Here is a 20,135-nt window from a genome sequence, read left to right as displayed (position 1 = left end):
GTGCTGCGCTTCCACAAGCCAGGCGAACGAAACGTGAGGCATCGTGATGGCAATGACCGAACCCACTGCCGACCTGCTCCCCGTGGGCCTGGAGGACCGCCTGCCGGTGGCCGCGCGCGCGCTCACGCGGGCGCGGCGGGCGGCGCTGGATGCGCTGGACTTGCATGGGTACGAGCGCGTGATCCCTCCGCTCGTCGAGTTCGAAAAATCGCTCGCGACGCGGATGAGCGGCGTTGCCACCCGGCGCATGTTCCGCTTCGTCGATCCCGCGAGCCTGCGCACGCTGGCCTTGCGTTCGGACATGACGGTGCAGATCGGGCGGATCGCGGCAACCAGCCTGAAGGGCGCCGCGCGGCCGCTTCGCCTCTGCTACGCGGGCGAAGTGGCGACGATCACCGCCGACCAGCTCGACCCCGCGCGCCAGCGTCTGCAACTGGGTGCCGAATTGATCGGCAGTGACAGCGCGGCGGCCGCCGGCGAGGTGGTCGCGCTCGCGATAGAGGCGCTGACCGCGGCGGGCGCGCGGGGCGTGTCGGTCGATTTCACCCTGCCCGATCTCGTCGATACACTGGCGGCAAGCGCGCTCCCGCTGGATGCGGACCGGATCGAGGCCGTGCGGCGGGAACTTGATGCCAAGGACGCCGGCGCGCTGAAGCAGGCGGGCGGCGAGGCATACCTGCCGCTGCTCTACGCGGCCGGCCCGTTCGACGAAGCGCTCGGCAAGCTCGCCGCGATCGGGGGCGAGACGGCCGGCGGTGCGTTGGAATCGCGCATCGAAGGCCTCCGCCAGATCGCGGCGCGCGTGGGCGATCGTGCACGCCTGACGCTCGACCCGACGGAGCGGCACGGGTTCGAATACCAGTCATGGTTCGGTTTCACGCTCTATGCCGAGGGCGTCCGCGGCACGCTGGGCAGGGGCGGTACCTACCGCATCGGCGGCAGTGATGAAGCCGCGACCGGCTTTACGCTCTATATCGATCCGCTGGTCGACGCGTTGGACGCGGCGCCTAGCGGAGACTTGCTGTACCTGCCGCCGGGACACGATCCGCAGGTCGCGGCACGGTTGCGCGCTATCGGCTGGCGGAGTGTGGCCGCCCTCCATGACGGAGAGGATCCGGCGGCGCTGGGCTGCACGCACAGGCTCGAAGGCGATACGCCCACGGCACTGTGACGGGCTGCCAATGATGCGTTCCCTATAGCGCATCCCCGTGGCATAGGGCCGCCGCCGCCCGGCCTCCCGGCGCGGGAAGACGAGTTTTCGCCTAGCAAGTGCAACACCCGGCCACGACGGCCGGCGCGCGACGAACGAAACGAGGGAATCGCTTTGGCCAACGTGACCGTGATCGGTGCCCAGTGGGGCGATGAAGGCAAGGGGAAAATCGTCGACTGGCTCGCCAGCCGGGCCGACGCGGTCGTACGTTTCCAGGGCGGTCACAATGCCGGGCACACGCTGGTTGTCGGCGACACGGTTTACAAGCTCAGCCTGCTGCCCAGCGGCATCGTCACCGGAACGCTCAGCATCATTGGCAACGGCGTGGTCCTCGATCCCTGGCACCTGAAGGCGGAGATCGAGAAGCTGGAGGGGCAGGGCGTCGTGATCGACGCCGACAACTTCGCCATTGCGGACAACTGCGCGCTGATCCTGCCGCTGCACCGCGATCTCGACGGGCTGCGCGAAACCGCCGCCGGGGCCGGCAAGATCGGCACCACCGGGCGGGGGATCGGTCCGGCCTATGAAGACAAGGTCGGCCGGCGCGCGATCCGGGTGTGCGACCTTGCCCATCTCGACGATCTTGGCCCTCAGCTCGACCGCCTCTGCGCGCATCACGATGCGCTGCGCGCCGGGTTCGATCAGCCGCCGATCGATCGCGACGCCTTGCTCGACCAGCTCCGCGAAATCGCGCCATCGGTGCTGCAATTCGCGCAGCCGGTGTGGAAGCGCCTGAAGAAAGTGCGCAAGGCCGGCGCGAAGATCCTGTTCGAAGGGGCGCAAGGCGTGCTGCTCGATGTCGATCATGGGACGTACCCGTTCGTCACCAGCTCCAACACGGTGAGTGGCACCGCCGCGGCGGGTTCCGGCCTTGGGCCGGCGTCCACCGGCTTCGTTCTCGGCATCGTCAAGGCATACACGACCCGCGTGGGAAGCGGCCCGTTTCCCACCGAGCTCGATGACGAGACCGGGCAGAAGCTGGGCGAACGGGGCCATGAGTTCGGCACGGTCACGGGGCGGAAGCGGCGGTGCGGCTGGTTTGATGCGGTGCTGGTGCGCCAATCGTGCGCCATCAGCGGCGTGACCGGCATCGCGCTCACCAAGCTCGACGTGCTCGACGGCTTCGACACGGTAAAGATCTGCACCGGTTACCGCCTGCGCGGCAAAATCCTCGATTACTTCCCCTCGCACGCGGCTGACCAGGCGGCGGTGGAGCCGATCTGGGAGGAAATGGACGGGTGGCGGGAAACAACCGCGGGCGCGCGCAGCTACGGCGATCTGCCCGCCCAGGCGATCAAATATATCCAGCGGGTGCAGGAACTGATCGAAACCCCGGTGGCGCTTATCTCCACCAGCCCCGAGCGCGCGGACACCATCCTCGTGCGCGACCCTTTCCAGGATTGATGCGGGGACGGGCGGCCTTTGCATCAGCCGCTGCGCTGGCGGCCGCACTCGCCGCCGGGTCGGGCGGTGCGGCGGCGCAGGCCGGGGTGCCGATTGCCGATTTCGTGCTGGTGGACAAGTCGGAACGGGTCATGACGCTATTCACGCAAGGGCATCCCACGTGGCAGGTCCACGGCCTCCAGTTCGGCGACGCTCCGCAGGGGCATAAACGGTTCGAAGGCGACGAACGGACGCCCGAGGGGCGCTACACCATCGATTACGGCAATCCCCAAAGCCGCTTTTTCCTGAGCCTTCACATATCCTACCCCAATGCTGCCGACCGCGTATTTGCTGCCGCTCATGGCCGCTCACCGGGCGGGGCGATCTTCATACACGGCCAGCCAAACGGTTCCGATGGCGCGCGTATGGATGGCGATTGGACCGATGGTTGCATCGCGGTTTCGGATGCAGAGATGGAAGCGTTGTGGCGGCTGATCCCTGATGGGACACCGATCGAAATACGCCAGTGACGCGTTGACTTGATCGCGCCGCTGACTACGCCCGCCGCCCCACGCGTTTCCAGGAGTCCGACCGTAATGCCGCAGGCCGATTTCGCCTATGCACAGCTTGGCCGAACACCTGCTTTTTCGGCCGGAGTGCACGCACCAAGCAGCGTCACCCGCGCGCAGATCGCGGATGCCGCCGAAGCGGCCGGCTTCGCCCTCATAGACTTCGATCTCATGGCGGAGCTCGAAACGCCGCCTCCGGCGCTTCCGGCCGAGATCCTGTTGGTCGATTGCCCGGACGACGAGGCCGCCTCGCTCGCTGCGCTGATTCAGCTCGACATGCGCGCGGCCAGCGGCGGTGTGCGACTGATCGTGTCCACAACTCTGGATTCGCTCGATTCGGTATTCGCATGCCTCGATCAGTCGGGCGCCGAAGTGTTGGTACAGCCCACTACGGGGGAACGCGTAATTGCCCTTGCGCGCGCGCTCATCAAGGTGCCGCGCATGACGGTTCGCGACCTCGACGAAGCCGACCGGCTGACGCTGCTGCGCTTGACGGAGCAGGTGGGCCAGATCGCAGCGCAGCTCGACCGGCTGTCGTCGGGCGAGGGGCTGGCGTTCCGCCTTGAATCACCGGCAATCGAATACAATCAGCAGGACGAGCGCCCGTTGATCCGTACGCCGCGCGCACCTTTGCCCGATCCGCGGTTGGTGCGGCGAATCATTCGCCAACGGCAGCTTCGCGCGCAGTTCCTGAGCGGTGAGCTGTTCGCGGATCCGGCCTGGGACATCCTGCTCGATCTGACCGCCGCAAGGGCCGAGCACACGCGCGTGTCGGTCACATCGCTGTGCATCGCCAGCGGCGTGCCGGCCACGACTGCGCTGCGCTGGATCGGCCAGATGGTGGACGCGGGCCTGCTCGAGAGGGTGGAGGACGATTCCGACCGGCGCCGCGCTTTCATCCAGCTTTCGGACAGGACGGCCGAAGCGATGGCGCGCTATTTCGCGGAACTGGGCAAGGAAGGCCTGTCGCTGGTCTAATCGCATCGGCGTCGTTGAAACTTCGGCAACCAATTCACTTTAGGGTGCATGAAGGTCGCAAGAGGCGCAGCACCTTGATCGAAATCGAAATCCAGAACGAAACGCACCAGTCGCAACATCGCATCCGCTTTGCCGCGGTTCCCCGCATCGGCGAAGGAATCCGCCTCCTGGAGCCAGACGGATGCTGGGCGAGCTACGACGTGCTCGACCTGTGGTACCAGAAGGCCGAATACGGCGAAATCTGGGTGCCCTACCTGCACGTTCGCATGACCCCGGCCGACAGCGCAGCGCTCATCACCGCGCCCGCGCAGGCGCCGCTGGGCGATGTCGGGACGCCGATCGATCGGCCGGTCTATGGGGAAGAGGAGTTCGTGCCATACGCGGGTTGATCAAGCGCATGGGCCCCGAAGGCCGGGTTCCATCCGAAACCGTTGCCGATCGGCCAAACGGGCCCGCGGCTGCATCTGTCGCGACCGCACCGCATGCAGCGCCAGCGGGAGCCCCCGCAGCGGTGCCGCCGCCGGCGCCGCATCCTGCGACAGCCGCAGCGCCGCGCGCCCAGCGAACGTGCCTGCTGGTCGATGATTCGCGAATGATCCGCAAGGTCGCTCGCCGCATCGTCGAAGGCGCTGGCTACGCCGTGGTCGAGGCCGAGAATGGCGAGGAAGGGCTCGCCCGCTGCCGATCGGCCATGCCGGACCTGGTGATAACCGACTGGAACATGCCGGTGATGACCGGCATCGAATTCGTCACCGCCCTGCGCGCCATCCCCTCCGCCCGCCCGCCTCGGGTCGTGTTCTGCACCACGAACTCCGGCGCACGAGACATCCACAAGGGGATCGAGGCGGGGGCGGACGAATACGTGATCAAGCCGTTCGACGATGCGGCGCTGCTCAGCCGCCTGGAAAGCATCGGCGCCGTGTGATCGCCTAGCCGGCGGGCTCTGCCTGGTCGTCCGCCTTGGCGATCAGCAGCTTTTCGGCCGCCACCGTACGCGATGTCGCGATGACGTGATCGACGCCCTCGATCGTGATCGCGAGCGTTCCCTGTTCGGTAATTTCAAGCAGCCCCTTGGACTTCAGATACCAGGAATGGAACGCGAAATGCTCGTCGGAGCATTTGAGCATTTCCTGCAGAATATACCCCACCACGCCTGCGTCTGACGCGTGTTCGCGCCGCCGTTTGTAGAGATAGAGAAGTATCTTTGCATGGATTTCCGCGTCGCTTAGCGCGGTTTTCTCGTCGATCCCCAGCGCATCGCTGTGCGCGGATGCGTAGACTCTCGGGCGGTGGATCGCGTGCGCGGTATCGTATTTCGCCCGCTGCGCAGGGTCCCGCAGCACCCGGTAGGCTGCGATCACATCGTTGAAGCGGGTGACGTCCGCCGTATCGACGTTGTCCGGGTGGAACATCTTCGCAAGGTGGCGATACGCCGTTTCAAGGACTTTCGCATCGCAGTTCGGGTTGACCTGCAGGATGTCGTAATGATCGACGAATTCGGTTCCGGATTCCATCAAGCCACCCCGTCGCACTGTCCTTCGAAACCGAAGAGGGCATCCTCATCGGCGGTCCGCCCCCCGGCGAACCATGATATCGCGCGACCTCGTCGAGGCTTCATGCGGAAGCGCGAGCCTCTTTTTTGAACGACGGTAGTTTGCGGCCCGGCAAAGTCAAAGCCGATCGCGCACGAGCAGAATCACCACCCGCCCACGCCGGTTTCCGATTGCAGCGGGCGAGGGGATTCGGACCGCGTCGGCTCTCGCGCGGTTGAGAATCGCGTCGGGAATGGCTGGGTCGTGGAGCAAGAAGTCGGCCGCGCCGAGCAGTCGGGCTTGCCGAAGTGTCAAGTCATCGGGGTCGTCACTGCCGAGGACGATTTCATCGATGCTGTCCCCGGGCTTGGCCGTTCCCGCCGCAATCCACGCGTCGAGCCGTTGTGCGGAGCGGTCATCGAACGGATCCAATGCGCCACCTGGCGCGAGTGCGGCATCGAGCGCGCGGCGCCGCTCGGCACCATTTGGCCAGCGCGCCCGTATCCGTTCGCGTGCGGCATGAAGGGCATCCCCAAGCCGGCCCAGCGACGCGGGGAGAAGCGTTTCGAGACGCAACCGCAGGTGCTTGGCGAGGCCGGCTGAAACGCCGCCCGTGCCGACCGCGATCAGCAGCGGGTCACGGTCGAGCACGCTGGGCACGGTGAAATCGCAAAGCTCCGGCCGATCGGTCACGTTGACCAGTAGTCCCTTGCACCGCAGCCGGATCGCCGCCGCTTCCGCCTGGCGCGGATCGTCGAAGGCGATGAAGGCGAGGCCGGCGTGGTGCGCCTCCGGCTCTCCGCAGCAGATGCCGCCGGCCCGTTCGACCAGCCGCCGCCTGGCCGCCCCTCCATCGCCATCGCCCAGAACCACGACCCGCCGCCCCGCCACGCAGTGAAACAGCGGGAGGCTGTTCAGAGCCATTCGGGAATCCGCTCCGCATCCATGATCGCTGCGGGGTCAATCCGGTCGGCGACCACGGCGAACCGATCGCCGTCCACCAGCACTTCGGGCACGAACCCGCGACTGTTGTAGCTCGACGCCATCGTCGCGCCGTAGGCACCGGCGGTGCGGAATACGGCGAGGTCGCCCGCGGCCATCGCATCGGTTTCCCGGTCCATGGCGAACGTATCGCCGGTTTCGCAGATGGGGCCGACGATGTGGGCGGTGGTCCGCTCGCCCGAGGGAGTGACGGCATCGAAATCGTGCCAGGCGCCGTACATCGCCGGGCGCATGAGGTCGTTCATCGCCGCGTCGACGATCACGAACGGCGGGCCATTGCCGCTGCGCTTGGTGCGGACCACCCGCGTCAGCAGCACGCCGGCGTTGCCCGCGATGACGCGTCCCGGCTCGAAGGTGAGGCGCACTTCCCACCCTGCCGTCACGCGTGCGACCATCGCGCCGTATTCGGCAGGCGTGGGCGGCTCGTCCCCTTTGCGGTACGGCACTCCAAGACCACCACCCAGGTCAGCATGCGTAACTGACAGGCCCCGCTGGCGCAGCTCCACGATGAGAGCGCCGACTTTCTCGAACGCCATCTCCAGTGGCGCAAGCTCGGTGAGCTGGCTGCCAATGTGCACGGCAACGCCCCGCATCTCCAGTCCAGGCTGGTCCGCCAGCGCGGCGTAAATTTCTGCCGCCCGATCGAGGGGAACGCCGAACTTGTTCTCGCGCATACCCGTGGAGATTTTCGCGTGTGTCCGCGCGTCGACATCGGGATTGACCCTCAGTGCGCATGGCACGCGCCGCCCGTGCCGCTCCGCGATCAGGGAGAGTTCGTATCCTTCTTCCTCGGATTCGAGGTTGAACTGGCCGATGCCGGCCTCGATCCCCTGCACGAGTTCGGCGTGAGTCTTGCCGACGCCGGAGAATACAACACCTGCCGGGTCCACGCCGGCGGCGAGCGCCCGGGTCAGCTCGCCGCCAGAGACGACATCGGCTCCGAAGCCTTCGCCGGCGAGGACTTTCAGGACGGCCAGGTTGGGATTGGCCTTCACGGCAAAGGCGATGTGCGGACTTTCGAGCCCCGCGAGGCCGGCGCGGAACACCTGGGCGTGCCGAACCAGCGTGGCCCGCGAATAGACGTAGACCGGCGTGCCCACAGCCTCTGCAATGGCGCTGAGCGGCACGTCCTCTGAATGGAGAACGCCATCACGGAAATGAAAATGATCCATCGGCGCTGCGCTTAGCTGCTCGGCCCGCACAAATCCAAGCAAGCCTTGCTTCGCCGCCATGGCCTCAGGTTATCAGCCGCGGTGCAATGGGTCATTCCGGCGGCAGATCGAACGGATCGTCCTCACGCTCTTCCGAGCGTTTGCGCAGTTCGACGGACCGCTCGGGCGCAGCGATCGGGTCAGGCTCCAGCAGGCGTTCGGCATCGGCCTGCTCGGTTGCGCCATATGCAACCGGCGGGAGCGGCTGGCCAGCAAGCGGCTCCAGGTCGGCTTTCTGACCGCAAGCGCCGAGCAGGGGCAGGGCGGCGGCAAGCAGGAGCAGGGTCTTTTTCATGTCACTCCAGTCCGATCGCCTTGGTCGCGGCGGCCACCTGTTCCCTTACTCGCGCGGGTGCCGTACCGCCATAGCTGTTGCGCGAGGCCACGGACCGATCGACGGACAGCGCGGCAAACACCCGCTCGTCGATCCGAGTATCGATTGCCTTAAGCTCGTCGAGCGAGAGCGCATCGAGAGCGGCCCCCTTGCTCTCCGCCAGCTTCACCGCGGCGCCCGTGATGTGATGCGCCTCGCGGAAGGGAACGTCAGCCTCGCGCACCAGCCAGTCGGCAAGATCGGTCGCGGTGGCGTAGCCGAGTTCGGCCGCCTGCCGCATCCGGTCGGTACGGAACGTGCTGTGCGCGATCATGCCTGTCATGGCGGCGATCGAAAGGGCGAGCAGACCGTGCGCCTCGAACACGGGCGGCTTGTCGTCCTGCATATCCTTTGAATAGGCCAGCGGCAGGCCCTTCATCGTGATCATCAGGCTGGTGAGACACCCGACAATCCGCCCGGCGTGGCCGCGCACGAGTTCCGCCGCGTCCGGGTTCTTCTTCTGCGGCATGATCGAACTGCCGGTGGAAAGGCTGTCGGGCAGGCGCACGAAGCCGAACGGCTGGCTGGCCCAGAGGATCAGTTCTTCGGCAAGCCGCGATAAGTGAAGCGCGCACTGTGCCGCCGCTTGCAGATAATCGATCGCGAAGTCCCGGTCCGACACCGCATCGAGGCTGTTCGCCGTGGGCCGCGCAAAGCCGAGCGCGGCTGCCGTGGCGTCACGATCGATGGGGAAGCCGGTGCCTGCGAGCGCAGCGGAACCGAGCGGGCATTCGTCCATCCGCGCGCGCGCATCGGCGAAGCGGCTGCGGTCGCGGCGCAGCATCTCGTAATAGGCGAGGAGGTGGTGGCCCAGCGTCACCGGCTGCGCGGCCTGCAGGTGGGTGAAGCCCGGCATCACGCTGTCGGCATGCTCGCCCGCGCGGGTGACGAGGGCCGCCTGCAAACCGCGCAGGCCCGCGTCGACCTGGCCGCACGCATCGCGCACCCACAGGCGAAAGTCGGTCGCCACCTGATCGTTGCGGCTGCGCGCCGTGTGCAGCCGCCCGGCCGCGGGGCCGATCAGTTCGGCAAGCCGGCTCTCGGTCGCCATGTGAATGTCCTCGAGGTCGAGGTTTTCCGGCACCCCGTCCGCTTCGTATTCGGCGGCCACGGCATCGAGGCCGTTCGCAATCGCCGCAGCGTCCTCCTCGCTGACGATCCCTTGCGCGCCCAGCATGGCGACGTGCGCCTTGCTGGCGGCGATATCCTGGCGCCACAGGGCCTTGTCGAACGGGATCGAGGCGTTGATTTCGCGCATGATGGCGCTAGGCCCCTCGGCGAAGCGCCCGCCCCACATGGAGTTTGCCCCCTTGCCGTGGTCATCCCGACTGTCGTTCACACTGGTTCTTTCGGCTGCCCTTGTCGCCGGGTGCAGTAGGGAAGAGCCTGTCGACCCGCAAGCAGAGGTGGCCGAGGCGGCAGCGGGGCAGTTGACCGGCATGATCGACCGCAGCCGGGCGGGGGACCTGATGCCTGCGGTGACGTTGACCGACCCCACGGGGCGATCGCTCAACACCGGGGCGCTGTCCGGCCAGCCGGTACTGCTCAACCTGTGGGCGACCTGGTGTGCGCCCTGCGTGGAGGAAATGCCGCTGCTCGATGCGCTTGCCGGCGAGTACGAGGGCAAAGTGCGCGTCTTGGTGGCGAGCCAGGACCTCCAGGGAGCGGAAAAGGTCGTGCCGTTCTTCCAGGCGAACAGGTTCCGGCATCTCGAACCATGGCTTGACCGGGAAACGCTGCTCAGCAGCGCATTGGGCGGTGACGGCGTCCTGCCGACGACTGTGCTCTATGATGGCAGCGGGCAGGAAATCGCGCGCGTGGTGGGCGGATACGACTGGCAAAGTCCCGAGGCGCGCGCGCTGGTGGACGAGGCTATCGCGGAGTAGGCCGGCAGCACGCCTTCAAAGGCAGGAAGCGGCCGGAAATGGTGGGCGATGACGGGCTCGAACCGCCGACCCTCTCGGTGTAAACGAGATGCTCTACCAACTGAGCTAATCGCCCGCTTTCGCGTCCGCGGGCGACTAGGCGCCTTCGCGGCGAAGATCAACCGGATGCGGCGCCGGAAGGACACAAGGTTTGACTGTCACGATCTATCACAACCCGAAATGCGGCACCTCGCGCAACACCCTGGCGGCGATCCGTGAGGCCGGGATCGAGCCACGCGTGGTCGAATACCTGAAGGACACGCCGACGCGTGCGGAACTGGCTGGGTTGATCGACCGCATGGGCATTCCGCCGCGCGACCTGTTGCGCGCCAAGGAAGCGGCCTATTCGGAACTGGGCCTGGACGACCCGTCACTATCGGACGAGCAGTTGATCGATGCGATGGCGGCGCATCCCATCCTCATCAATCGCCCTATCGTGGAAACGCCGCGTGGCGCGCGTCTATGCCGTCCTTCGGAAACCGTTCTGGAACTGCTCGGCGATGCGCCGCCGCCGGGCGACGATAACGCATAACGGCTAGGGTTGAACCGCGCGGGTTTCGCAGCGCACACCGGGGCGCTAAGGGACCGGCATGGCTCATCCGCACATTCGCCTGCTCGCAACCGGCGGCACCATCGCCGGGAACGCGGGGTCCGCGATCGAGCGTGGCTATCGGCCCGGCCAGATCGGTGCCGATGAATTGCTTGCCGCGGCCGGAAGCCTGAAGCTCGCAGCGACGTTCGAGGGGCGCGAGATCGCCGCGATCGGATCGCAGGACATCGGCTGGGCCCAGTGGAACGCGCTCCATGCCGAGATCGTGAGCGCGATGGCCGACGATGCGGTCGATGGGATCATCGTCACGCACGGAACCGACACTGCCGAAGAAACCGCGTTCCTGCTCGATCTGACCCTGCAGGCGGGCAAGCCGGTGGTCCTGGTGGGCGCCATGCGGCCTGCCGATGCGGTCGGCAGCGACGGGATGCGCAACCTGGCAAATGCTGCGCGCGTCGCCGGCGATCCGGTCGCTGCGGCGCGCGGCGTGCTGGTCGTGATGAGCGACCAGGTCTTCGCCGCCATCGACGTGCGCAAGGCCGCGACCGGCGGAGCGGAGGCGTTTCGCGGCTTTCCCCGCGGTCCCGTGGCCAGCGTGACGCCGACGTCGCTCGACTGGTTCGGCCCGCCGGACCGCATCGGCCGCGAAGCGCGCTTCGCCTGGCCCGGCGCATTGCCCAAGGTCCCCATCCTTACCGCCTATGCCGGGATGGAGGCCGACGCGGTCGGCTGCGCGCTCGCGGGCGGGGCGCAGGGGATCGTGCTCGCGGGGCTTGGGCAGGGCAATGCGGCGGGCCCGGTGATCGAGGCGCTGGCGCAGGCCGGCGTTCCCGTCGTGCGTTCCACCCGGGTGGACCAGGGCTCGGTCGACCGAAACCTGGAGGTCGACGACGATCGCCGCGGCTTCGTCGCCGCGCGGGGCCTGGGTCCGGCCAAGGCCCGCATCCTGCTGCAAGTCCTCATCGCGAGCGGGATCGACCGTCCCGAAACCATGCAAAGAGAATTCGATCGGCGCTAGTTTATCATTCCCATGGCGTGACGAGATACTTCTCGCCCGTTTTCATGGCGCGGTAATCGGTCGCCGCGTCCTTTTCCAGCATCTGGTCGAGCGTGACCCTGGCCTTGTAGCTGCTGGCGAACGTGGTGGTCAGCCCAGCCAGCACGCGCTGGCGCATCCGTCCGACGACTTCGAAGCCGGCCGACTGGAGGAACGGGGTCAGCAGCCAGCCCGACAGGACCCAGCCGAAGCCGTAGCTGGGCGTGAGGATCGTCGGCCCGGTATCGAGGCGGCCGTAGATGAACATGCGCTTCTGCTGGTTGGAACCATATCGGTTGTAGTCGGCCATCTTGCCCACCGCGACGCGCTCCATCGCCTTGAAGCAGGCGTCCACGGTCGTTCCGCCGCCGATGGGATCGAACCCGTAGAATGCGCCGGTCGCATCGATCGCCTCGGCCAGCCGGTCCATGAAATCGGGCTGCGAGGAATCGACCACCCATTCCGCGCCGAGGCCGCGGAGCAGTTCGGCCTGATCCGGTTTGCGGACGATATTGACTAGGGCAATGCCGTCTTCCTGGCAGATCTTCACCAGCATCTGGCCCAGGTTGCTGGCCGCCGCAGCGTGCACGATCGCGCCTTGCCCATCCATCCTGGCGTTTTCGACGAAGCCCAGCGCCGTCATCGGATTGACGAATGCGCTGGCGCCCTGTTCGGCGGTGAGGTCGCCCAGCGGCAGGCACATCGATGCATCCGCGATCGCGTATTGCGCATAGGCGCCGCCCGGCACGCAGGCGATCCGCTGGCCGAGAAGCGATTGCGCAAGTTCCCCGTCCCCGGCGGCGATGACGGTGCCGGCCCCTTCATTACCGACGGGCAGGCGCTGGTCGTGGCGGCCCTTCATCGCCCCGTGGAACGGCTGCGGCATCGGGGCGACGAGCTTGCCCGGCGAATATTCGCCGTTCTCGAGATCCGCCTGGCCGAGGAGCAGCGCAAGATCGCTCGGATTGATCGGCGCGGCTTCCATCCGGACGAGCACCTGGTTGCCGGTCGGATCGGCGAACTGGCTGTCCGCCACCTCCACCGTCAGCGTCCCGTCCGAGGCGAGGGTGGTGAAGAGCTGCTTGCCGGTGATGGTCATTCGAAATTCCTGTCCCGCTTGCTGTGTGGACTTCGTGGTAGTCCCCCGCCCGCGCCAAGGGAAGGGTTGCGCCTTAAAACCGGTCTTCGGGCGGATATGCGGCGTGCACGAAATAGAGGCCGTGCGGCGGCGCGTTGAGGCCCAGCTGCTGCCGGTCGCGCGCGGCCAGCGCATCGGCCACCCGGCTTTCTTCCCAGCGCCCCATGCCGACGAGCGCCAGGCAACCCACCATCGAGCGCACCTGGTGGTGGAGGAAGCTGCGCGCCGCCGTTTCCACCAGCACCCGTTCCCCCGCGCGGTGCACGGTGATCCGGTCGAGCGTCTTGACCGGGCTCGCGGCCTGGCACTGGACCGAACGGAACGTGGTGAAATCGTGCTTGCCCACCAGTGCCTGCGCCGCGCGGTCCATCGCATCGGCATCGAGCGGGCGGCCGATCCCCCACACCCGTCCCGCGTCCAGGGTGGGCGGGGCCCGGCGATTGAGGATGCGATATTCGTATGCCCTGCCGGTGCACGAAAAGCGGGCGTGCCATTGATCGCCCACCGCCGCGCAGGCGGTTACGGCCACGGGCCGCGGACGCAGATGGGCGTTGAGCGCTTCCATCATCCGGAACGGCGCGATGGCCGTTTCCACATCGACATGGGCGCGCATGGCGAGGGCGTGGACCCCGGCGTCGGTGCGTCCCGCCGCGTGCAATGTCGCGTGCTGCCCTGTCACGGCGAACACCGCGTCTTCCACCGCTTCCTGCACGCTGGGCGCGTTCGCCTGGCGTTGCAGCCCGGCGAACGGGGCGCCGTCGTATTCCAGGGTGAGGGCGAAGCGGGTCAACGCATGCTCACCCGATCGAGGTGCCTGCCGGGATCGGCTTGCCCCGGAGGAAATCGGCCACGTCCATCGCGGGCTTGCCGGCACGCTGCACCCGCAGGGGCTGCAAGGCGGCATAGCCGCAGGCGATCGTCAGCGTGTCATCCAGCGTGGTGCCGGCCTTGCCTTCGCGGGCAACGACCCGGGCCTTCAGCACCTTCACCCGCTCGCCATCGAGCTCGAACCAGGCGCCGGGGAAGGGGGCGAGGCCGCGCACCTGCCGCTCGATCGCCTCGGCGTCGCCCGACCAGTCGATGCGCGCTTCGGATTTGGCGATCTTCGGGGCATGGCTGGCCTCGGCATCATCCTGCGGCACGGCTTGGAGCTGCGGCAATTCGGCCAGCACCGATACCATGAGCTGGGCGCCGATCTCGGCCAGTTCGGCCGTCAGCTCCCCGGCGGTCTTGTCGTCGACGGGCGTGCGCGCGGTCGCCAGCATCGGTCCGGTGTCGAGCCCGGCCTCCATCCGCATGATGGTGATGCCGGTAACCGGGGCCCCCGCCATGATCGCCCGCTGTATCGGCGCCGCGCCGCGCCATTTCGGCAGCAGGCTGGCATGGACGTTGAGGCATCCGAGGGACGGAATATCGAGCACCGCCTGTGGCAGGATCAGGCCATATGCGGCGACCACCGCGACATCGGGCGCGAAGCCGGCAAGTTCCGCCTGTGCATCTTCGCCTTTGAGCGAAACCGGGCAGCGCACCGGAATGCCCATCGCCTCCGCCGCCTGCTGCACGGCCCCCGGCTGGAGGCGCTTGCCCCGGCCGGAGGGGCGCGGCGGCTGGGTATAGGCGGCCACGACGTCGTGCCCGGCTTCCACCAGCGTGGTCAGCGTGGGCACGGCAAACGCGGGCGTTCCCATGAAGACGATGCGCATAACGGGGGGTCCGAACCTTTCGCGAAAGGAGCGCAGCCCCTATCTCCGCCCCAATGGCATCGCAAGAGATCGAGGCGCTGGCGCAATCGCTGGCGCGCCTGCCCGGCCTTGGCCCGCGCAGCGCGCGGCGCGCGGTGCTGTGGCTGGTGAAACGGCGGGAAACCGCGCTGGCCCAACTGGTCGCCGCCCTGGCGGAGGTTCAGGCCCGGCTGGTCGAATGCGACATCTGCGGAAACGTGGATACGCAGGACCCATGCGGCGTCTGCGCCGATCCGCGCCGCGATCCGCGCGCGTTGTGCGTGGTGGAAGATGTCGCAGATCTCTGGGCGCTCGACCGGTCGCGGCTGTTCACCGGGCGCTATCACGTGCTCGGCGGGCGCCTGTCCGCGCTCGACGGGGTGGGCCCGGAAGATCTTTCCATCGGCAGCCTGATCGGGCGGGTGGAACAGGGGGGCATCGACGAAGTGGTGCTGGCGATGAACGCCACGCTGGAAGGGCAGACGACAGCCCATTACATTGCGGAACGGCTGGAGGCATTTCCCGTGCGCATCACCCAGCTTGCGCACGGCCTGCCGGTGGGCGGCGAACTCGATTACCTCGACGAAGGAACGCTGGCCCAGGCGCTGCGCGCCCGGCGGCCTGTCGCCTAGCGCTCACTTGCCGTTCAGCGCGCCTGTGCCTATCTGGCGCGCATGGCTATCCGTCAGATTCTCGAAGTGCCGGACCCCCGGCTCAAGGTCGTGTCCGAACCGGTCACCGCGTTCGACGACGAACTGCGTGCGCTCGTCACCGACATGTTCGAAACGATGTACGATGCGCCCGGCATCGGGCTCGCCGCCATCCAGGTCGGCGTGCCCAAGCGGGTGCTGGTGATCGACCTGCAGCCGGACGATCCGGATGCCGAACCGGTGCCGTGCAACCATGACGGCCATCATCATCACCACCAGCCGACGAAGAAGGAACCGCGGGTTTTCGTGAACCCCGAAATCCTCGATCCGGCGGATGAGCTGGCGACATACCAGGAAGGCTGCCTCTCGGTTCCCGAAATTTACGCCGATGTCGACCGGCCGGCCCGCTGCCGCGTGCGGTGGCAGGACCTCGACGGCGCAGTCCACGAGGAAGTGATGGAGGGCCTGATGGCCACCTGCATCCAGCACGAGATGGACCACCTGGAAGGCGTGCTGTTCATCGATCACCTCAGCCGGCTCAAACGGCAGATGGCGCTCAAGAAGCTCGACAAGCTGCGCAAGGTGGCCTGACCGTCCGCGAGCGGTTGCTCAGGTGGCGTCGTGGGCAAAGGTGCTCCGCTCGCCGTCCGCATGCACTTCGTCGTTGAGAGCCTGTAGCGCGCGCCGGCAGTCTTCCGCGCATTCGCGGCACATGGCGGCGCAGCGCTGGCAATGCGCGTGGTCATGGCGCGCGCATTCTTCCGCGCAGGTCTCGCACGCCTCGATGCACACGGCCAGCGCGCTGCGGATCAGCTGGCGGTTCTCGTCCGTGCGGCGCGTCGCCACGCGGTAGGCCATCGTGCATACGTCGGCGCAGTCCATGCACAGGCGGATGCACCGGCGCATGTCCATTTCCTCGGCGCTGCAGGCATCGGCGCAGGAATTGCAGATCGCCGCGCAGTACATCGCGTGTTTGACCGCCTCGGCCAGGCTTTCGTTGAAGTCCGCCCCGACCTGGGGATGTTCGCGGATCATTTCCTTGATCGACATGGCTTGCTCTCCTCGCCCTCATCAGCGAACGAGAGATGGGGATAGTTCCGCAGCCCTATTTCCTACTCTCGTCGTTCCGTCTATGTTCCCGTCATGGACACGATCGCACTCATCCTCGTTCTCGCCGCGCTGGTGATCGGCGCCGTTGCCGGGTGGTTCGTCGGCTCTCGCCCCGTGGCAGACTGGCGCACCCGGCATGGGGAGCGGGACGGGGAGGCGCGGGACCTGGCGGAGAAACTGTCGCGCATGGTGCCCGAACTCGCCACGATGAGCGAACGGGCCGCCCGCGCCGATGCCCTGGCGGAGTCGCTGGACCATGCGCGGGAAGAGCTGACGGGGCTGCGCGCGCAGGCCGCCGGGTTTGCGGAACAGAAGAAACTGCTGGAGGAGAGCCGCGAGAAACTGCTCAAGGAATTCGAGAACACTGGGGCGCAAGTTCTTGGAAAGGCGCAGGAGATGTTCCTCGCCCGGGCAGCCGAGCGGTTCGGCCACGCGGAAAAGTCCAACAAGGAAGCGATCGCCTCGCTGCTGCAGCCGGTGGGCGACCGGCTGAAGGCGTACGAGGAACAGGTCGCGACGCTGGAGAAGCAGCGGGTCGACGGTTTCGGCCAGCTCGCCGGCATGATCGAGGCGATGCGGCAGGGCCAGGAGCAGGTGCGCCGCGAAGCGCAGCGGCTCGGCAACTCGTTGACCAACGCGCCCAAGGCGCGCGGGCGGTGGGGTGAACGGGCGTTGCAGAACGTGCTGGAACAGTGCGGTCTCAGCGAACACACCGATTTCACGCTGGAACATGCGATGGACACCGCCGAAGGCCGGTTGCGGCCCGACGCGATCGTCAACGTGCCCGGCCAGAAGAAGCTGGTGATCGACGCCAAGGTGTCGCTCAACGCCTACCAGGCCGCGTTCGAGGCCGAGGATGACGACGCGCGCCGCCATCACCTCGACCTGCATGCCAAGTCGATGCGAGGCCATGTCCAGACGCTGGGCGCCAAGAGCTACCAGAGCCAGTTCGACGAGGCGCCGGATTATGTCGTGATGTTCGTGCCAGGGGAACACTTCGTCGCCGCGGCGCTGGAGCACGATCCGGAATTGTGGGATTTTGCGTTTCGCAACAAGGTCTTGCTGGCCACCCCTACCAACCTGGTGGCGATCGCGCGGACGGTCGCGCAGGTCTGGCGCCAGGACACCATCGCGCGCGAGGCGGTGGAGATCGGGCGCGCCGGGGCCGAGCTTTACGACCGGCTGGCGGTGGCGGCCGAACATATGAAGCGCGTCGGCGGCGGGCTGGAAAGCGCGGTCACCAACTACAACAAGTTCGTGGGCAGCTTCGAACGCAATGTCCTGTCGGCGGGACGCCGGCTCAAGGACAAGGGCATCGAGATCGGCAAGCGCGAGATCGAGCCCGTCCCGCTGGTCGAGTCCGCCCCGCGCTATGTCGAGGGGCCTTCGGAGTCCGAAAGCCGGTCCGCCGCACAATAGATTGAACCGCGCGGCCCGGGATGGTTAGTGTGCGGCCCATGACAGGCACAACCCGAACCCTGGCAGGATTGTCGGCGATCGCGCTCGTGGCCGCGTGCAGCCAGGACAACGCGCCGTCCGAAAAGATCAGCGATGTCGCCGAAACGGTGGCCGACACGGTCGAAGGTTCGGCGACCCCGACCGTCGCCGATGGCCCCTACGCGCCGCGCAACGATTGCCGCGAAGTGCCGGGGGCGGACGCATTCGTGGCGCGGTTCGCTGCTGCGGTGAAGGCGCGGGATGCGCAAGCCGTGGCCGCGCTCGCCGCGCCGGACGTCAAGCTCGACTTCGGCGGCGGCGCGGGGAAGGAACGGCTGCTGGCAATGCTCGCGGCGAAGGACGCGCCGCTCTGGGCCGAGCTCGATGCCCTGGCGAGCCTGGGCTGCGGGCAGAACGAACAGGGCGGCATCACCCTCCCGTGGTACGCGGCCCAGGCCATGGCGGACGTCGATCCGGGCAAGGCGATGATCGTGACGGGAGAAAGCGTCCCCGTCCGCGCCAGCCCGTCCGCGGCGCGCGCGATGGGCACGCTGTCCTGGGACATCGTCAGCCTGAAGGACGGCCTGCAACCGGGCGCTCCGTTCCAGCAGATCGTCATGTCCGATGGCAAGACCGGCTTCATCGCCAGCGACAACCTGCGCAGCGTGCTCGATTATCGGCTGATCGCCTCCAGCAGGGACGGCAAGTGGAGCATCACCAGCCTGGTGAAGGGTGACTAGCCGCCCAGCGCGGCGAGCACTTCGTAAGACAGGACAGCCGCGGCCATCGCCGCGTTCAGGCTATCAGCCCGGCCCTTCATCGGCATCGTCACCTTCAGGTCGCAGGCGGCCTCGTATTCCGGGGGAAGGCCGCGCGATTCGTTGCCGACGAGGATGAAACACGGCGCGGCGTAAGGCGCACCGCGATAGGGCACGGCATCACGCAGGCTGGCGGCGACGAGCTGGCCCGGGCCCGCGCGGAGCCAGGGCAGGAACGCATCCCACCGCGCCTGGGCGACCGATTGCGTGAAGATCGCGCCCATGCTGGCGCGCACCGCCTCCACCGAAAACGGATCGGCGCAATCGTCGATCAGGATCAGGCCGCCGGCGCCGACTGCGTCCCCGGTGCGCAGCATGGTGCCGAGGTTGCCCGGATCGCGCAGCGCCTGCGCCACCAGCCAGATCGGGGCGGCATCCCGGTCGATGGCCGCAAGCGACGTGTCGAACACGTCGAACACGCCGGCGACCGCCTGGGGGTTATCCTTGCCGGTGATCTTCGCAAGGATGTCGGCGCCGGTCTCGATCACCGCGCCGCCCGCCGCCACCACATCCGCCTCCAGCGCGCGGAGCAGAGGGTGGCCCCCGGCACCGCCCTGATCTTCCGACGCGAGGACGAGCGTCGTTGGCAACCGCCCGCTTTCGCGCGCATCCGTCAGCAGGCGCAGACCTTCTGCCAGGAACTGCCCGGAAGCCTTGCGGTGCTTCTTGTCCCGCAGCGCGCGGAGCGCCTTCACGGTGGGATTGGAGAATCCGGTGATCTGCCTGCGCACTGTTCTGTCAACTCGCCGGAGAGCCGCTCTCAGTCTTCACCGAACCCGTCGTCGATCAGCGCGCAGAGCTGGCCCAGCACGGCGTCGGCGTTATCACCCGCGACGACCACGTCGACCGTGTCACCCTTGGCCGCGCCGAGCATCATCAGGCCCAGAATCGATCCGCCCACCGCCTCGTTCGTGCCCCGCACCACTTTCACCGTGCACCCGTCGGGCAGCGCGGCGACCGCGCCGACGAACTTGGCGCTCGCACGCGCGTGAAGGCCGCGCTGGTTGACGATCGTGCAGGTGCGGCGCGCCTCCCTCAAGCGCCGACCCGCTTCTTTTCGCAATCGCCGGGCGAGAGGAATTCCGATGCGATGGTGATGTAGCTCTTGCCCGCATCGCGCGCCGCCTTCACCGAATCCGTCACGGTCATCGACTTGCGCGCGCCGGCCAGGCGAATCAGCATCGGCAGGTTGATGCCCGCGATCACCTCGACGCGCCCGGCATCGAGCAGCGAGATGGCAAGGTTGGAGGGGGTGCCGCCGAACAGGTCGGTCAGGATGATCGCCCCGTCACCACTGTCGACCTCCGCGATCGCCGCGGCGATTTCACGACGGCGCCGCTCCATGTCGTCACTCGGCCCGATGGAGATCGTCGCGATGGCCGCCTGGGGCCCCACGACATGTTCCATCGCGCTGACGAATTCCTCGGCTAGGCGGCCGTGGGTGACCAGTATCAATCCGATCATAATGTGCGACTTGGTTCGTTCTCGGCAG

The 20,135-nt window shown here is 67.4% G+C and carries 25 protein-coding genes and 1 tRNA gene; 13 read left to right on the top strand and 13 right to left on the bottom strand.

Features of this window, described 5'->3' with window-relative positions:
- The first annotated feature begins 52 nt into the window (after positions 1-52).
- The 6 genes from GRI40_RS04835 to GRI40_RS13805 all read left to right on the top strand — a co-directional run bounded on the left by GRI40_RS04835 (position 53) and on the right by GRI40_RS13805 (position 5,065).
- Positions 53-1,171 carry an ATP phosphoribosyltransferase regulatory subunit gene (locus GRI40_RS04835; protein ID WP_160610296.1) on the top strand — a complete coding sequence of 373 codons (1,119 nt, stop codon included), beginning with the start codon at positions 53-55 and terminating at the stop codon, positions 1,169-1,171.
- A 153-nt stretch (positions 1,172-1,324) separates the two neighbouring features.
- Positions 1,325-2,614, top strand: coding sequence for an adenylosuccinate synthase (locus GRI40_RS04830; protein ID WP_160610295.1), 1,290 nt, complete (start codon positions 1,325-1,327; stop codon positions 2,612-2,614).
- Positions 2,614-3,123, top strand: coding sequence for a L,D-transpeptidase family protein (locus tag GRI40_RS04825; RefSeq protein ID WP_160610294.1), 510 nt, complete (start codon positions 2,614-2,616; stop codon positions 3,121-3,123). Before GRI40_RS04830 ends, GRI40_RS04825 begins: the two co-directional genes overlap by 1 nt.
- A 126-nt stretch (positions 3,124-3,249) precedes the next feature.
- Entirely contained in the window at positions 3,250-4,140 is an 891-nt protein-coding gene (locus GRI40_RS04820; protein WP_337190493.1) for a winged helix DNA-binding protein, read from the top strand.
- A 74-nt stretch (positions 4,141-4,214) separates the two neighbouring features.
- Positions 4,215-4,529: a hypothetical protein gene (locus tag GRI40_RS04815; protein WP_237488998.1), complete on the top strand. Its 315-nt coding sequence runs from the start codon at positions 4,215-4,217 to the stop codon at positions 4,527-4,529.
- 122 nt (positions 4,530-4,651) lie between these two features.
- The gene (locus GRI40_RS13805) at positions 4,652-5,065 is read left to right on the top strand and encodes a response regulator (RefSeq protein WP_337190492.1); all 414 of its coding nucleotides are present in this window, start codon (positions 4,652-4,654) and stop codon (positions 5,063-5,065) included.
- Between the two features lie 4 nt (positions 5,066-5,069).
- On the opposite strand, the gene GRI40_RS04805 is transcribed toward GRI40_RS13805, so the two are convergent.
- From GRI40_RS04805 to argH, 5 genes are all read right to left on the bottom strand, one after another.
- Entirely contained in the window at positions 5,070-5,654 is a 585-nt protein-coding gene (locus GRI40_RS04805) for a J domain-containing protein (protein WP_160610292.1), read from the bottom strand.
- A gap of 156 nt (positions 5,655-5,810) precedes the next feature.
- A complete protein-coding gene (locus GRI40_RS04800; protein WP_160610291.1) occupies positions 5,811-6,596 on the bottom strand; it encodes a precorrin-2 dehydrogenase/sirohydrochlorin ferrochelatase family protein in 786 nt (261 codons plus the stop codon).
- A complete protein-coding gene (lysA, locus tag GRI40_RS04795) occupies positions 6,587-7,846 on the bottom strand; it encodes a diaminopimelate decarboxylase (protein ID WP_160610290.1) in 1,260 nt (419 codons plus the stop codon). Before lysA ends, GRI40_RS04800 begins: the two co-directional genes overlap by 10 nt.
- Before the next feature lie 91 nt (positions 7,847-7,937).
- On the bottom strand, positions 7,938-8,180 hold the full coding sequence (locus GRI40_RS04790) for a hypothetical protein (protein ID WP_160610289.1): 243 nt from the start codon (positions 8,178-8,180) through the stop codon (positions 7,938-7,940).
- Between the two features lies 1 nt (position 8,181).
- The gene (gene argH / locus GRI40_RS04785) at positions 8,182-9,555 is read right to left on the bottom strand and encodes an argininosuccinate lyase (protein WP_160610288.1); all 1,374 of its coding nucleotides are present in this window, start codon (positions 9,553-9,555) and stop codon (positions 8,182-8,184) included.
- Here argH and GRI40_RS04780 point away from each other — a divergent pair.
- Positions 9,554-10,144: a TlpA family protein disulfide reductase gene (locus GRI40_RS04780; RefSeq protein ID WP_160610287.1), complete on the top strand. Its 591-nt coding sequence runs from the start codon at positions 9,554-9,556 to the stop codon at positions 10,142-10,144. The two genes, argH and GRI40_RS04780, sit on opposite strands and share 2 nt — an antisense overlap.
- A 39-nt stretch (positions 10,145-10,183) precedes the next feature.
- Here the strand turns inward: GRI40_RS04780 and GRI40_RS04775 are convergent.
- A tRNA-Val gene (locus GRI40_RS04775) sits at positions 10,184-10,259 on the bottom strand.
- A 75-nt stretch (positions 10,260-10,334) separates the two neighbouring features.
- On the opposite strand from GRI40_RS04775, the gene arsC reads away from it, so the two are divergent.
- Complete coding sequence (gene arsC / locus GRI40_RS04770; protein ID WP_160610286.1) at positions 10,335-10,715, top strand: arsenate reductase (glutaredoxin); 381 nt, start codon at positions 10,335-10,337, stop codon at positions 10,713-10,715.
- 58 nt (positions 10,716-10,773) lie between these two features.
- Positions 10,774-11,751: an asparaginase gene (locus tag GRI40_RS04765; protein WP_160610285.1), complete on the top strand. Its 978-nt coding sequence runs from the start codon at positions 10,774-10,776 to the stop codon at positions 11,749-11,751.
- A 4-nt stretch (positions 11,752-11,755) separates the two neighbouring features.
- Here GRI40_RS04765 and GRI40_RS04760 read toward each other — a convergent pair whose 3' ends face one another.
- From GRI40_RS04760 to fmt, 3 genes are all read right to left on the bottom strand, one after another.
- Positions 11,756-12,868, bottom strand: coding sequence for a zinc-binding dehydrogenase (locus GRI40_RS04760; RefSeq protein WP_160610284.1), 1,113 nt, complete (start codon positions 12,866-12,868; stop codon positions 11,756-11,758).
- Between the two features lie 73 nt (positions 12,869-12,941).
- Entirely contained in the window at positions 12,942-13,697 is a 756-nt protein-coding gene (gene truA, locus GRI40_RS04755; protein WP_160610283.1) for a tRNA pseudouridine(38-40) synthase TruA, read from the bottom strand.
- Positions 13,698-13,704: 7 nt separating this feature from the next.
- Positions 13,705-14,610, bottom strand: a complete 906-nt coding sequence (gene fmt / locus GRI40_RS04750) for a methionyl-tRNA formyltransferase (RefSeq protein WP_160610282.1) — start codon at positions 14,608-14,610, stop codon at positions 13,705-13,707.
- A gap of 53 nt (positions 14,611-14,663) precedes the next feature.
- On the opposite strand from fmt, the gene recR reads away from it, so the two are divergent.
- Together recR and GRI40_RS04740 are read left to right on the top strand one after the other, a co-directional pair.
- Positions 14,664-15,260, top strand: a complete 597-nt coding sequence (recR, locus tag GRI40_RS04745) for a recombination mediator RecR (RefSeq protein ID WP_160610281.1) — start codon at positions 14,664-14,666, stop codon at positions 15,258-15,260.
- Positions 15,261-15,302: 42 nt separating this feature from the next.
- Positions 15,303-15,869, top strand: a complete 567-nt coding sequence (locus tag GRI40_RS04740) for a peptide deformylase (RefSeq protein WP_160610280.1) — start codon at positions 15,303-15,305, stop codon at positions 15,867-15,869.
- 18 nt (positions 15,870-15,887) lie between these two features.
- On the opposite strand, the gene GRI40_RS04735 is transcribed toward GRI40_RS04740, so the two are convergent.
- Positions 15,888-16,328 (bottom strand): four-helix bundle copper-binding protein, encoded by a 441-nt coding sequence (locus GRI40_RS04735; RefSeq protein ID WP_160610279.1) that lies wholly within the window; start codon positions 16,326-16,328, stop codon positions 15,888-15,890.
- 93 nt (positions 16,329-16,421) lie between these two features.
- On the opposite strand from GRI40_RS04735, the gene GRI40_RS04730 reads away from it, so the two are divergent.
- Both GRI40_RS04730 and GRI40_RS04725 read left to right on the top strand, forming a co-directional pair.
- On the top strand, positions 16,422-17,807 hold the full coding sequence (locus GRI40_RS04730; protein ID WP_160610278.1) for a DNA recombination protein RmuC: 1,386 nt from the start codon (positions 16,422-16,424) through the stop codon (positions 17,805-17,807).
- Between the two features lie 38 nt (positions 17,808-17,845).
- Positions 17,846-18,565 (top strand): hypothetical protein, encoded by a 720-nt coding sequence (locus GRI40_RS04725; protein WP_160610277.1) that lies wholly within the window; start codon positions 17,846-17,848, stop codon positions 18,563-18,565.
- Here GRI40_RS04725 and GRI40_RS04720 read toward each other — a convergent pair.
- The 3 genes from GRI40_RS04720 to GRI40_RS04710 are packed head-to-tail and all read right to left on the bottom strand — an operon-like array spanning position 18,562 to position 20,107.
- The gene (locus GRI40_RS04720; RefSeq protein ID WP_160610276.1) at positions 18,562-19,374 is read right to left on the bottom strand and encodes a TrmH family RNA methyltransferase; all 813 of its coding nucleotides are present in this window, start codon (positions 19,372-19,374) and stop codon (positions 18,562-18,564) included. The genes GRI40_RS04725 and GRI40_RS04720 overlap by 4 nt on opposite strands.
- Before the next feature lie 29 nt (positions 19,375-19,403).
- The gene (locus GRI40_RS04715; protein ID WP_160610275.1) at positions 19,404-19,682 is read right to left on the bottom strand and encodes an HPr family phosphocarrier protein; all 279 of its coding nucleotides are present in this window, start codon (positions 19,680-19,682) and stop codon (positions 19,404-19,406) included.
- Entirely contained in the window at positions 19,679-20,107 is a 429-nt protein-coding gene (locus tag GRI40_RS04710) for a PTS sugar transporter subunit IIA (RefSeq protein ID WP_160610274.1), read from the bottom strand. Before GRI40_RS04710 ends, GRI40_RS04715 begins: the two co-directional genes overlap by 4 nt.
- Positions 20,108-20,135: the final 28 nt, after the last annotated feature.

It is taken from the genome of Tsuneonella aeria (genome assembly GCF_009827495.1).
In the GTDB taxonomy this organism is placed as follows: Bacteria; Pseudomonadota; Alphaproteobacteria; order Sphingomonadales; family Sphingomonadaceae; genus Tsuneonella; species Tsuneonella aeria.
The sequence above is the reverse complement of the archived record's forward strand: the minus strand, read 5'-3'. Positions and strand labels throughout refer to the sequence as shown.

Coding starts and splice junctions, on each gene's coding strand:
- GRI40_RS04835 (WP_160610296.1), top strand. CDS start 53: ATGACCGAACCCACTGCCGACCTGCTCCCCGTGGGCCTGGAGGACCGC.
- GRI40_RS04825 (WP_160610294.1), top strand. CDS start 2,614: ATGCGGGGACGGGCGGCCTTTGCATCAGCCGCTGCGCTGGCGGCCGCA.
- GRI40_RS04805 (WP_160610292.1), bottom strand. CDS start 5,654: ATGGAATCCGGAACCGAATTCGTCGATCATTACGACATCCTGCAGGTC.
- GRI40_RS04800 (WP_160610291.1), bottom strand. CDS start 6,596: ATGGCTCTGAACAGCCTCCCGCTGTTTCACTGCGTGGCGGGGCGGCGG.
- lysA (WP_160610290.1), bottom strand. CDS start 7,846: ATGGATCATTTTCATTTCCGTGATGGCGTTCTCCATTCAGAGGACGTG.
- GRI40_RS04790 (WP_160610289.1), bottom strand. CDS start 8,180: ATGAAAAAGACCCTGCTCCTGCTTGCCGCCGCCCTGCCCCTGCTCGGC.
- GRI40_RS04780 (WP_160610287.1), top strand. CDS start 9,554: ATGGAGTTTGCCCCCTTGCCGTGGTCATCCCGACTGTCGTTCACACTG.
- argH (WP_160610288.1), bottom strand. CDS start 9,555: ATGTGGGGCGGGCGCTTCGCCGAGGGGCCTAGCGCCATCATGCGCGAA.
- GRI40_RS04765 (WP_160610285.1), top strand. CDS start 10,774: ATGGCTCATCCGCACATTCGCCTGCTCGCAACCGGCGGCACCATCGCC.
- GRI40_RS04760 (WP_160610284.1), bottom strand. CDS start 12,868: ATGACCATCACCGGCAAGCAGCTCTTCACCACCCTCGCCTCGGACGGG.
- fmt (WP_160610282.1), bottom strand. CDS start 14,610: ATGCGCATCGTCTTCATGGGAACGCCCGCGTTTGCCGTGCCCACGCTG.
- recR (WP_160610281.1), top strand. CDS start 14,664: ATGGCATCGCAAGAGATCGAGGCGCTGGCGCAATCGCTGGCGCGCCTG.
- GRI40_RS04740 (WP_160610280.1), top strand. CDS start 15,303: ATGGCTATCCGTCAGATTCTCGAAGTGCCGGACCCCCGGCTCAAGGTC.
- GRI40_RS04735 (WP_160610279.1), bottom strand. CDS start 16,328: ATGTCGATCAAGGAAATGATCCGCGAACATCCCCAGGTCGGGGCGGAC.
- GRI40_RS04730 (WP_160610278.1), top strand. CDS start 16,422: ATGGACACGATCGCACTCATCCTCGTTCTCGCCGCGCTGGTGATCGGC.
- GRI40_RS04725 (WP_160610277.1), top strand. CDS start 17,846: ATGACAGGCACAACCCGAACCCTGGCAGGATTGTCGGCGATCGCGCTC.
- GRI40_RS04710 (WP_160610274.1), bottom strand. CDS start 20,107: ATGATCGGATTGATACTGGTCACCCACGGCCGCCTAGCCGAGGAATTC.